11 protein-coding genes are annotated in these 10,709 nt (G+C 67.5%); 8 read left to right on the plus strand and 3 right to left on the minus strand.

Annotated features, from left to right (window positions below; translation table 11 throughout):
* Nucleotides 1-1,660: ATP-binding cassette domain-containing protein (locus HOQ08_RS04945; RefSeq protein ID WP_291192258.1), on the minus strand; the 1,660-nt coding region annotated here is incomplete at its 3' end.
* A gap of 143 nt (nt 1,661-1,803) precedes the next feature.
* Between HOQ08_RS04945 and HOQ08_RS04950 the strand changes: the two genes are divergently transcribed.
* The 6 genes from HOQ08_RS04950 (at nt 1,804) to HOQ08_RS04975 (ending at nt 6,552) form a co-directional block, all read left to right on the plus strand.
* Nucleotides 1,804-2,139: a hypothetical protein gene (locus HOQ08_RS04950; RefSeq protein WP_291192260.1), complete on the plus strand. Its 336-nt coding sequence runs from the start codon at nt 1,804-1,806 to the stop codon at nt 2,137-2,139.
* A gap of 211 nt (nt 2,140-2,350) precedes the next feature.
* The gene (locus HOQ08_RS04955; protein WP_291192262.1) at nt 2,351-3,388 is read left to right on the plus strand and encodes an agmatine deiminase family protein; all 1,038 of its coding nucleotides are present in this window, start codon (nt 2,351-2,353) and stop codon (nt 3,386-3,388) included.
* Between the two features lie 135 nt (nt 3,389-3,523).
* Nucleotides 3,524-4,414 carry a carbon-nitrogen hydrolase gene (locus HOQ08_RS04960; RefSeq protein ID WP_291192264.1) on the plus strand — a complete coding sequence of 297 codons (891 nt, stop codon included), beginning with the start codon at nt 3,524-3,526 and terminating at the stop codon, nt 4,412-4,414.
* A gap of 79 nt (nt 4,415-4,493) precedes the next feature.
* Nucleotides 4,494-5,717, plus strand: a complete 1,224-nt coding sequence (locus HOQ08_RS04965; protein ID WP_291192266.1) for a TraB/GumN family protein — start codon at nt 4,494-4,496, stop codon at nt 5,715-5,717.
* A 139-nt stretch (nt 5,718-5,856) separates the two neighbouring features.
* Entirely contained in the window at nt 5,857-6,180 is a 324-nt protein-coding gene (locus HOQ08_RS04970; protein WP_291192268.1) for a cytochrome c, read from the plus strand.
* An 18-nt stretch (nt 6,181-6,198) separates the two neighbouring features.
* Entirely contained in the window at nt 6,199-6,552 is a 354-nt protein-coding gene (locus HOQ08_RS04975) for a cytochrome c (protein ID WP_291192270.1), read from the plus strand.
* Nucleotides 6,553-6,723: 171 nt separating this feature from the next.
* Here the strand turns inward: HOQ08_RS04975 and HOQ08_RS04980 are convergent, their stop codons facing one another.
* Nucleotides 6,724-7,329, minus strand: coding sequence for an NfuA family Fe-S biogenesis protein (locus tag HOQ08_RS04980; RefSeq protein WP_291192272.1), 606 nt, complete (start codon nt 7,327-7,329; stop codon nt 6,724-6,726).
* A 140-nt stretch (nt 7,330-7,469) separates the two neighbouring features.
* Here HOQ08_RS04980 and HOQ08_RS04985 point away from each other — a divergent pair, with 140 nt between their 5' ends.
* On the plus strand, nt 7,470-7,808 hold the full coding sequence (locus HOQ08_RS04985; protein ID WP_291192274.1) for a 4a-hydroxytetrahydrobiopterin dehydratase: 339 nt from the start codon (nt 7,470-7,472) through the stop codon (nt 7,806-7,808).
* On the opposite strand, the gene HOQ08_RS04990 is transcribed toward HOQ08_RS04985, so the two are convergent.
* Nucleotides 7,762-8,778 carry an RluA family pseudouridine synthase gene (locus tag HOQ08_RS04990; RefSeq protein WP_291192276.1) on the minus strand — a complete coding sequence of 339 codons (1,017 nt, stop codon included), beginning with the start codon at nt 8,776-8,778 and terminating at the stop codon, nt 7,762-7,764. The two genes, HOQ08_RS04985 and HOQ08_RS04990, sit on opposite strands and share 47 nt — an antisense overlap.
* Before the next feature lie 342 nt (nt 8,779-9,120).
* On the opposite strand from HOQ08_RS04990, the gene HOQ08_RS04995 reads away from it, so the two are divergent.
* The coding region (locus HOQ08_RS04995; protein WP_291192278.1) for an Rne/Rng family ribonuclease at nt 9,121-10,709 on the plus strand (1,589 nt) is incomplete at its 3' end.

A 10,709-nucleotide genomic window follows, 5' to 3' on the forward strand; every position in this document is an offset into this window, starting at 1 on the left:
GTTCGACCACGCTGTCGGCCACCCGCCAGAAGCTGTCGCAGACCAGGCCGAGCAGATGGCGGTCGTGCGAGACCAGCACCAGCGCGCCGTCGAAATCGGCGAGCGCATCGGCCAGCGCCTCGCGCATGTCCAGGTCCAGGTGGTTGGTGGGCTCGTCGAGCAGCAGGAGGTTGGGCTTGTCCCAGGCGATCAGCGCCAGCGCCAGGCGTGCGCGCTCGCCGCCGGAAAAGCCGTCGACCGGCTCGAAGGCGCGGTCGCCGGCGAAGTTCCAGCCGCCGAGGAAGTCGCGCAGCACCTGCGCGGACACACCTGGTGCCTTGTCCTGCAGGTGGTCGAAGGGGCTCGCTCCCTCGCGCAGGCTCTCGACCGTGTGCTGGGCGAAGTAGCCGATCCTGAGGTCCTTGTGCGCCTTGCGTTCGCCGGCCAGCGACGGTAGCTCGCCGACCAGGGTCTTGACCAGGGTGGACTTGCCGGCGCCGTTGGGACCGAGCAGGCCGATGCGTTCGCCGGCTTCCAATCTAAATCGCACGTCCGTAAGAACCACGTTCGCCCCCTCTCCCCGTTGGGAAGAGGGTTGGGGTGAGGGGCCAAGGCTTGCCCCGGACTCCATTGAAGCGCGCTCTGACCCAACATCATCGCCAGCACCATCCCTCACCCCAGTCCCCTCCCCGGAGGGGAGAGGGAGCAGAGCCGTGTAACCGGCCGAAACCTCTTCCAACTGCAGCATCGAATCGGGCAGCCGCTCCGGCACCGCGAACTGGAAGCGGAACGGACGCTCCGCCCGCACCGCCTCGGTGCCGGCCAGCTTCTCCAGCCGCTTCATGCGCGACTGCGCCTGCTTGGCCTTGCTGGCCTTGGCCTTGAAGCGGTCGACGAAGGACTGCAGGTGCGCACGCTCGGCCTGCTCGCGCTCGTGCGCGATCTGCTGTTGGCGCAACTGCTCGGCGCGCAGGCGCTCGAAGGCGCTGTAGTTGCCGGTGTACAGCCGCGCCCTGCCCTCGTTGAGGTGCAGCATGTGCGAAGTCACCGCATCGAGGAACTCGCGGTCGTGCGAGATCACCAGCAGCGTGCCCTGGTAGCGGCGCAGCCATTCCTCCAGCCACAGCACGGCGTCGAGGTCGAGGTGGTTGGTCGGCTCGTCCAGCAGCAAGAGATCCGACGGCGCCATCAGCGCGCGCGCCAGGTTCAGTCGCACGCGCCAGCCGCCGGAGAATTCCTTCACCGCGCGCTCGTGGGTTTCCGGGGCGAAGCCCAGGCCATGCAGCAGGCGGCCGGCGCGGGCGCGGGCGTCGTAGCCGTGCAGCTCCTCGATGCGGTGGTGGGCACGCGCCATCGCTTCGCTGTCGCCGCGGGCCAGGGCGTCGGCTTCCTCGCGCAGGGCGGCGGCCACGTCCTCGTCGCCGCCGAGCACGTAGTCCAGCGCAGGGTCGGGCAGCGCAGGCGTCTCCTGCGCCACCGAGGCCAGGCGCAGCTTCGCCGGCAGGTCCAGCTCGCCGGCGTCGGACTCCAGCCGCCCCTGCAGCGCAGCGAACAGGCTGGACTTGCCGCAGCCGTTGCGGCCGATCACGCCCAGGCGCCAGCCGCTCTGGATGGTCAGGTCGATATCGGACAGCAGCAGGCGGCTGCCGCGGCGCAGGGCGAAGTGGCGGAACGCGATCATCGGAAGGAACGTATACGGGCGACCCGACATGATAGCCGGGCTTGGAATGCCGAGCCCATCGCAGTCGCCGCCAGACGCCGTGGCGCCCCCGCCATACATCTGCTACAAACGGCGCCGCACTGGACTTTGCGGAGAGGGGAATCATGGTCAAGTTGACTGGCGGCCTGGCGATGCTGGCCGCGCTCGCGTTCGGCGCACCGGTGGCAGTACATGCCGGCGACAACCTGCTGATCAAGCGCGTGCAGCAGGAGCAGGGCATGAACCTGCCCACCCGCGGCATGACCATGGCACAGGTGGAAAAGCGCTACGGCGCCCCGCAGCGCAAGCTGCAGCCGCGCGGCGGCGACACCAAGAAGCACCCCGTGATCAATCGGTGGGACTACAGCAACTTCATCGTGTACTTCGAGCACGACCACGTGATCCACTCGGTGCTCAACACGCCCGCCGGCAACAACCGCAATCCGGCGACGGCGCAGTAGGCACTCGGCCGCTTCCCGCGGATCGCCTCGATCCGCCCTTGCTCGCGTCATCGTTGGCGCTCGCCCTTCGGGGTCCGCTTCGCCATTCCGCCGGCGCTTCAGCGCCGGCGAGTCAAACACCTTCCCCCATGGGACGTGGGAAGGATCGTAGCCTGTGGCACGCGTCGCGCTTACACTTTCCCGTTCGTCCCCAAGCAGCGCGAGTGCCACGATGACCTCCTCCCCCAACCTGCGCCTGCCGGCCGAATGGGAGCCGCAGGACGCGGTGCTGATCGCCTGGCCGCACGAAGGCACCGACTGGGCCGAGCGCCTGGCCGAGGTGGAAACCACCTACACCGCGCTGGCCGCGGCGGTCGTCCGCTTCCAGCCGCTGGTGGTGATCGTCGCCGACGCGCGCGTGCGCACCGGCGCCGAGCACGCGCTGCGCGGCGCCGGTGTGGACATGGAGCGCGTCCGCTTCGTCGAGCTGCCCTACGACGACACCTGGCTGCGCGATTCGGGCCCGATCACGCTGGTCTCGGCGCAAGGCTTCCAGCTCACCGATTTCCGCTTCACCGGCTGGGGCGGCAAGTTCGGCGCCGAGCAGGACGATGCGCTGGTCGCCGGCCTGGTGACCGCCGGCGTGTTCGGTCCGGCGGCGCACGAGCGGGTGGACTGGGCGCTGGAGGGCGGCGGCATCGAAAGCGATGGCGGCACGACCGTGCTCACCACCTGGCGCTGTCTGCACCAGCGCCATCCGGAACAGTCGCGCGAGGCGATGGACGCGATCCTGCGCGAGCGCCTGCATGCCCGGCGCGTGCTGTGGCTGGACCACGGCTACCTGGAGGGCGATGACACCGATGCGCACATCGACACCCTCGCCCGCTTCGCGCCCAACGATGGGATCGTGTTCCAGGCCTGCCAGGATGTGGACGATCCGCACCACGCGGAGCTGCAGCGCATGGCCGCCGAACTCGCCCTGCTGCGCACGCCCGAAGGCAAGCCCTACCGCCTCTCGCCGCTGCCCTGGGCTCGGCCGATCCTCGACGAAGGCCGTCGCCTCGCCGCTTCCTACGCGAACTACCTGATCATCAACGACGCGGTGCTGGTGCCCGCCTATGGCGACGTCGCCGACGAGGAAGCTGCCCGCATCATCGCCGCCGCCTATCCCGGACGCGAGGTGGTGCAGGTGCCCTGCCGCCCGCTGATCTGGCAGAACGGCAGCCTGCATTGCATCACCATGCAACTGCCTGCCGGCTTGCTGGGCTGAAGCGTCCCGGCGCCGACGGCGCACGTCGCGCCGGACGCCGGCCTTGCCGCTGCATCGCCGGGCGACGGACGCCGAAATCGTCGCCGGAGCGCGCTTCACGGGACATCGCGACCCTGGGTTGCGATAATGCACCGCATGAAAACATCCATCCTCAAGGTCGCGCTGCTGCAGGAAACCAACCGCGGCAGCCGCGACGCGAACCTCGACGCGATCGAGGCGGGCCTGCGCGAGGCGGCCGCCGCGGGCGCGCAGCTGGCGCTGCTGCAGGAACTGCACAACGGCCCGTACTTCTGCCAGCGCGAATGCGTGGACGAGTTCGATCTGGCCGAGACCATCCCCGGCCCGGGCACCGAGCGCATCGGCAAGCTGGCGCAGGAGCTCAAGCTCGTCGTCGTCGCCTCGATCTTCGAGAAGCGCGCCGCCGGGCTGTACCACAACACTGCGGTGGTCTTCGACCGCTCCGCGGCGATCGCCGGCAAGTACCGCAAGATGCACATCCCGGACGACCCGGCGTTCTACGAGAAGTTCTACTTCACGCCGGGCGATATGGGCTTCGAGCCGATCGACACCTCGGTCGGCCGCCTGGGCGTGCTGGTGTGTTGGGACCAGTGGTACCCGGAAGCCGCGCGGATGATGGCGCTAGCCGGCGCGCAGCTGCTGCTCTATCCCACTGCGATCGGCTGGGATCCGAACGACGAGCAAGCCGAGAAGGACCGCCAGCGCGACGCCTGGGTCACCGTGCAGCGCGGCCACGCGGTGGCCAACGGCCTGCCGCTGCTGGCCTGCAACCGCACCGGCTACGAAGCCGATCCCTCGGGCGTCGGTAACGGCATCCGCTTCTGGGGCAGCAGCTTCGTGGCGGGGCCGCAGGGCGAGTTCCTGGCCCGGGCAGGCACCGACGGGCGCGAGCTGCTGGTAGCCGACATCGACCTCGAGCGCAGCGAGCACGTGCGGCGCATCTGGCCGTTCCTGCGCGACCGGCGCATCGACGCCTACGGTGACCTGCTGAAGCGTTATCGGGATTGAAAACGGTGGGCTGAAGCCCACCCTACAAAACCACCCTGCGGGGTGGGCTTCAGCCCACCACCCGAACCCCGGATCCTGCATGACCCTCCCCGAAACCGGCGCCGTCCCCGACGCCCTCCTCGACCAGCCACTGGAGCGCCTCACCCGCGACGGCGTGGAGTACGTGGTGCTGGGCACGGCGCACGTCTCGCGCGCCAGCGTGGCGGCGGTCGAGGCGCTGCTGGCGAACGAAGCGTTCGACGCGGTCGCGGTCGAACTTTGCCCGAGCCGCGCCGAGGGCATGCGCAACCCTGATGCGTTCAAGCAGATGGACCTGTTCCAGGTGATCCGCCAGGGCAAGGTCGGCATGGTCGCCGCAAGCCTGGTGCTGTCCTCGTTCCAGCAGCGGCTGGCGGCGCAGTACGGCATCCAGCCCGGCGCGGAGATGAAGGCGGCGATGGAAGGCGCCGAACGCGTTCGCGCGCCGGTCTGGCTGATCGACCGCGAGGTCGGCACCACGCTCAAGCGTGCGTGGCGCAGCGTCGGCCTGTGGTCGCGCTTCGGCCTGCTCGGCGGACTGATCGCCAGCGTGTTCGAGCGCGAGCAGGTGGACGAGAAGGAAATCGAGAAGCTCAAGGAAGGCGATCTGCTGGAGAGCGCCTTCGGCGAGTTCGCGCAGAGCTCCGCCCCGCTCTACAACAGCCTGATCGGCGAGCGCGACGCATTCATGGCCGCGCGCCTGCGCGAGCACGCGCAGGCGGAGCCGGCGGCGCGCCGCGTGCTGGTGGTGATCGGCGCGGGGCACCTCAAGGGCATGTGCGAGCAGTTGCGCCAGCAGCAGGAGCCGCCAGCGAACTGCGTCGCGCAGCTTGCGCAATTGCCGCCCAAGTCGTCCTGGCCCAAGTGGCTGGCGCTGGGCCTGGTGCTGCTGGTGTTCGCGGCGATCGGCTATGCCTTCCACCGCAACCCCGCGCTCGGTGCCCAGGCCCTGCGCAACTGGGTGCTGTTCACTGGCGGCTGCGCCGCGCTGGGGGCGCTGGCGGCGGGTGGGCATCCGCTGAGCATCCTGGCGGCCTTCATCGCCGCGCCGATCAAGCCCTTCCGGCCCGGCATTCCCGCCGGCGGCATCAGCGCCATGGCCGAGGCCTGGATCCGCCGGCCGCGCGTTGCCGACTTCGAGACCCTGCGCGACGACATCAGCCAATGGACCGGCTGGTGGAAGAACCGGGTGGCGCGCACCCTGCTCAATTTCATCCTGGTCAGCGTGGGCACCGTGATCGGCGAGTACGCGGCCGGCATCCAGATCTTCAAGAGCCTGTTCTGAGCGTTTCCTGCACGACCGGGACTCGCGCCCAGGCCTCTGATTGCCATCGAGGCGGTGCATCAAGTTGTCCGTCGCGCAACGCAGACACTATACTTCCGCGACTTTGCACCCTACCGACCCAAGCGCGGGAATGATCTCGATGATTCGACTGCAACTGCTCGGCCTGACCGTGGCCGCAGCGCTCCTCGCCACCGGCAGTGCCCATGCCGCGGGCGACAAGGCCAACGGCCGCAAGCTGGTCTACACCTGCAACGGTTGCCACGGCGTGGCGGGCTACACCAACGCCTATCCGGACTACCCCGTGCCGAAGATCGCCGGGCAGAACGAGCAGTACATCGTCAACGCCCTGCACGGCTACAAGAGCGGCGAGCGCACCCACCCGACGATGATGGCGCAGGCGCAAAGCCTGTCCGACCAGGACATCGACGACATCGCCACCTATCTTTCCAGCCTCGCCAAGTAAGCCTCCAAGGATTTCTGCATGAAGCGTGCGCTCACCCTGCTCCTCTTCGGCGCCGTGCTGGCGTTGTCTTCCACCGCACTGCTGGCCGAGGGCAACGTCGCCAACGGCAAGACCAAGGCCGCTGCGTGCTTCGCCTGCCACGGCGCAGACGGCAACGCGGTCGATCCGCAGTATCCGCGCCTGGCCGGCCAATACAACCTGTACCTGCAGCAGGTGCTGCACGAGTACAAGGACGGCCGCCGCAACAACCCGATCATGAAAGGCTTCGTCGCCACCCTGTCCGACCAGGACATCGAGGACGTCGCCGCCTACTTCTCCAGCCTGCCGACCAAGCTGAGCACGCTGGACGGGCATATCCAGGGCGACAAGTAAGTTCGGCATTGCCGGATAAAAAGCAAAAAGGCCCGCTCCGGCGGGCCTTTTTCGTTCGCTCCCCTCTTCTCTTGGGTGAGGGGTTGAGGCTGGCGGAAAGCTTTCGAAGCCGCGCTCCGATCTCTCATCATCGCGAGCCCCAGCCTTCCCCGGAAGGCGGGAGCGAAGGGCTCACCCCATCGCCGAACTGCCGGCCTTTTCCCTGTAGTACGGATTGCGCCCGCCACTGTGGTCGGTTGCGTCGCGCACTGCGGTGATCTCCGGCACCCGCTCGCGCAGCGTCTTCTCCACACCATTCTTCAGCGTCACGTCCACCATGCTGCATCCATGGCAGCCGCCGCCGAACTGCAGCAATACCGCGCCGTCCGACGTGACCTCGAGCAAGCTCACGCGTCCGCCATGCGAGGCGATGCGCGGGTTGATCTCGGCCTCCAGCACGTAACGCACCCGCTCGATAAGGCCCGCGTCGGCACCGGGTATCTCGCCCTTGATCCGCGGCGCCCGGATGTTGAGCTGGCCGCCGGTGGGGTTGGGTTCGTAGTCGATGCTGGCGCCATCCAGCCAGCGCGCGCTGTCGCCTTCCAGATAGAAGTTGAAGCCCTCGCACTCCACCAGCCACTCGCTGCCGACCAGGTCGCGCGGCTCGCAGAACTCCAGTTCGCAATTGGCCGCCGGCGTGCCCGGCGCGGTCACGCGCAGCAGGATGCCCAGCTCCTCGCCCTGCTGGGCGAGCAGGCGGCGGAAGTGCTGCTGAGCACGGTCGGAAATTTCGATCATGTGGCGGACTCTCCAGGGCCGGTGGGGACGGCCGGCGAAACAGCACTATTTTAGTCCTGTTTCGCCCGGAAGTCGGGGCTTTTGACTTTTTCCGCGGTTACTTCGACGCTTCGCGTTCCCCTTTGCCAGCGGAGCCTGCGATGAACCTCACCGACCTCTCCACCCAGCATTGCCAGCCACGCAAGGGCAAGGAGCACGCGCTCGCCCCGGCGCAGGTGCGGGAACTGCTCGCCGCCCTACCTGGCTGGCGGACCAGCGCCGATGGCAAGGCCATCGTCAAGGACTTCCGTTTCGAAGACTTCCATCACACGTTGGGTTTCATCAATGCCGTCGGCTTCATGGCCAACCGCGAGGACCATCATCCCGATCTGGAGGCCGGTTATGGGCACTGCCAGGTGCTCTGGTCGACCCACGACGTGGGCGGTCTGTCGCTCAACGACTTCGTTTGCGCGGCGCGGGTCGAGGCACTGCTGGCCTGAGCGAGCGAATGCTTTTTCCTTTGTTTCCAAGGGTATCGAGGAAATTCCTCAAGTCACCCGGGAGTGGTGCGGAAAAGCCATAGGCACGCCCTTCCAGTTCGAAGCCCATGTGCGCGGCATGCAGGAACAACCGCTGCAGGCCCTTTTCGCGGAAGTGCTTGTTGGCCTCGCGATCGCCGTATTTGGTGTCCCCGGCCAGCGGATGGCCGACGTGCGCCGCATGCACGCGGATCTGGTGGGTGCGCCCGGTGCCCAGCGTCGCCTGCATCAGGCGGGCACCGGTGTACTGCTCCATCTCACGGAAAAAAGTGAGTGATGGCTTGCCGTTATCGGACACTCTTACCATTCTTTCTCCGCCCTGGAGCACGGACTTCAGGAGCGGTGCGTTGACGTCGAAGCGCGCCTTGGGCGGGTGTCCGACCATCAGGCAAAGGTACTGCTTGGTCACCTGGCCTGCCCGGATCGCGGCCTGCAGCCCGGTCAGCCCGGCACGCGTCTTGGCGAACACCAGCACGCCGCTGGTATCGCGATCCAGCCGATGGACCAGTTCCAGGTGCTGGTCCGGACGGGCGGCGCGCAGCAGCTCGATGGCGCCATGGCTCACGCCGGAGCCGCCGTGACTGGCGATACCCGAAGGCTTGTCGATCACCAGGAAGTGCTTGTCCTCGAAGATCACCGCACCGGCCACCGTGGCGACCATGTCCGGCGCCGGCCCCTGCTCGGCCGGACGCTCGCCCGTGCGCACCGGCGGAATCCGCAGCCGATCGCCGGCGCTGAGACGGGTATCGGGTTTGGCCCGCCGGCCGTTCACGCGTATCTGGCCGGTGCGCAGAAGCCGGTAGATCATGCTCTTGGGCACGCCCTTGAGCAGGGTGGCCAGGGCATTGTCGATCCGCTGGCCGTCGCGCTCCGGACCGATATCGACTTGACGCACACCTTGAGGTGCGTCATGGGAAGTTGCCGTCTGCATTGAAAAAAACCTGGGGTAATAGGATACTCGGCAGGCGTTTTATGTCCCTCCCATCGAATTCGATTGGGGCGGGCACCCGTCCGCGACGTCGGCGAGGATTGCGCCGGTGGCCACCCAGGCAGCCGGCCGTAAACTCCCTTCTCATCGTAACGGTTCGGGATGCCGTTGTCCGCCGCCAGGGGGTGGCGAGACGGCAGGAACGCGTGCCACGAATCACCCCGGTGTCGGAGATTGATGCCGGTTTTATTTGCCGCCACCCGCTGCGGCGCGATCCCGGCAGGCTGCCCCGTTAGGCGCCACCGCGGCACGCGACGCGCGGCCAGGCCGAAGGAAAAAACTACAATGAAACGCATGTTGATCAACGCAACTCAGCGTGAAGAGTTGCGCGTGGCCATCGTCGATGGCCAGACCCTTTACGACCTCGACATCGAGATCCCCTCCCGCGAGCAGAAAAAGGCCAACATCTACAAGGGCCGCATCACCCGCGTCGAGCAATCGCTGGAAGCCTGCTTCGTCGACTACGGCGCCGAGCGCCACGGTTTCCTTCCGCTGAAGGAAATCTCGGATCAGTACTTCACTCCCGGCCTCAATCCCAACAAGTCCAGCATCCGCGAGCTGCTCAAGGAAGGCCAGGAACTGGTCGTCCAGGTCGAGAAGGAGGAGCGCGGCAACAAGGGCGCGGCGCTGACCACCTTCATCAGCCTGGCCGGCCGCTACATGGTGCTGATGCCCAACAACCCGAAGGCCGGCGGCGTCTCGCGCCGGATCGAGGGCGAGGACCGCCAGGCGCTGAAGGAAGCGCTGGAGCACCTCAACGTCCCCGACGATGTCGGCCTGATCGTGCGCACGGCCGGCATGGGCCGCGACGCCGAAGAGCTGCAGTGGGACCTGGACTACCTGCTGACTTTGTGGCGCTCGATCTCCGAGGCCGCCGCCAAGCAGAAGGCGCCGTTCCTGATCTACCAGGAATCCAAGCTGTTCATCCGCGCCCTGCGCGACTACCTGCGCAACGACATCGGCGAAATCCTCATCGACGAGGAGTCGCTCTACAACGACGCGCGCGAGTTCATGCAGCAGGTGATGCCCAACGCCCTGCGCAAGCTCAAGCTGTACAAGGACGACACCCCGCTCTTCTCGCGCTACCAGATCGAGACGCAGATCGAGAGCGCGTTCGACCGCCAGGTGCGCCTGCCCTCGGGCGGCTCGATCGTGATCGACCAGACCGAGGCGCTGACCGCGATCGACATCAACTCCTCCAAGGCCACCAAGGGCTCGGACATCGAGGAGACCGCGTTCAACACCAACTGTGAGGCGGCGGTGGAGATCGCCCGCCAGCTGCGCATCCGCGACGCTGGCGGCCTGATCGTCATCGACTTCATCGACATGGACAGCCCGCGCCACCAGCGCGAGGTCGAGGAGAAGCTCAAGGACGCGCTCAAGCTCGACCGCGCCCGCGTGCAGGTCGGCCGCATCAGCCGCTTCGGCCTACTGGAGATGTCGCGCCAGCGCCTGCGCCCGAGCCTGGGCGAGGCGACCCAGATCGTCTGCCCGCGCTGCGAGGGCCACGGCCACATCCGCGGCATCGAATCGCTGTCGCTCTCGACCCTGCGACTGATCGAAGAGCACGCCATGAAGGACAACACCGGCCAGGTGCTGGTGCAGGCCCCGCCGGCGGTGGCCAACTTCATGCTCAACGAGAAGCGCGCCAGCGTGGTCGAGATCGAGCTGCGCAACAAGGTGCATGTGGTCATCGTCGCCGACGACAAGCTCGAGACCCCGCACATCGAGATCCAGCGCATCCGCGAAGCGGACATGGGCGAGCACAGCAAGCCCAGCTACGAGCGCCTGACCGCCGTCGAGGCCGCGCCGATCCCGAAGATGGGCCAGGCGCTGGGCAGCTCCGAGCAGCCGGCGGTCAGCGGCATCGTGCC

The sequence above is a fragment of the Frateuria sp. genome, from assembly GCF_013362045.1.
In the GTDB taxonomy this organism is placed as follows: Bacteria; Pseudomonadota; Gammaproteobacteria; order Xanthomonadales; family Rhodanobacteraceae; genus Frateuria_A.

What these genes read in the sequence shown, in the direction of transcription:
- HOQ08_RS04950 (WP_291192260.1), top strand. Translation starts at nt 1,804, where the DNA reads ATGGTCAAGTTGACTGGCGGCCTGGCGATGCTGGCCGCGCTCGCGTTC.
- HOQ08_RS04955 (WP_291192262.1), top strand. Translation starts at nt 2,351, where the DNA reads ATGACCTCCTCCCCCAACCTGCGCCTGCCGGCCGAATGGGAGCCGCAG.
- HOQ08_RS04960 (WP_291192264.1), top strand. Translation starts at nt 3,524, where the DNA reads ATGAAAACATCCATCCTCAAGGTCGCGCTGCTGCAGGAAACCAACCGC.
- HOQ08_RS04965 (WP_291192266.1), top strand. Translation starts at nt 4,494, where the DNA reads ATGACCCTCCCCGAAACCGGCGCCGTCCCCGACGCCCTCCTCGACCAG.
- HOQ08_RS04970 (WP_291192268.1), top strand. Translation starts at nt 5,857, where the DNA reads ATGATTCGACTGCAACTGCTCGGCCTGACCGTGGCCGCAGCGCTCCTC.
- HOQ08_RS04975 (WP_291192270.1), top strand. Translation starts at nt 6,199, where the DNA reads ATGAAGCGTGCGCTCACCCTGCTCCTCTTCGGCGCCGTGCTGGCGTTG.
- HOQ08_RS04980 (WP_291192272.1), bottom strand. Translation starts at nt 7,329, where the DNA reads ATGATCGAAATTTCCGACCGTGCTCAGCAGCACTTCCGCCGCCTGCTC.
- HOQ08_RS04985 (WP_291192274.1), top strand. Translation starts at nt 7,470, where the DNA reads ATGAACCTCACCGACCTCTCCACCCAGCATTGCCAGCCACGCAAGGGC.
- HOQ08_RS04990 (WP_291192276.1), bottom strand. Translation starts at nt 8,778, where the DNA reads ATGCAGACGGCAACTTCCCATGACGCACCTCAAGGTGTGCGTCAAGTC.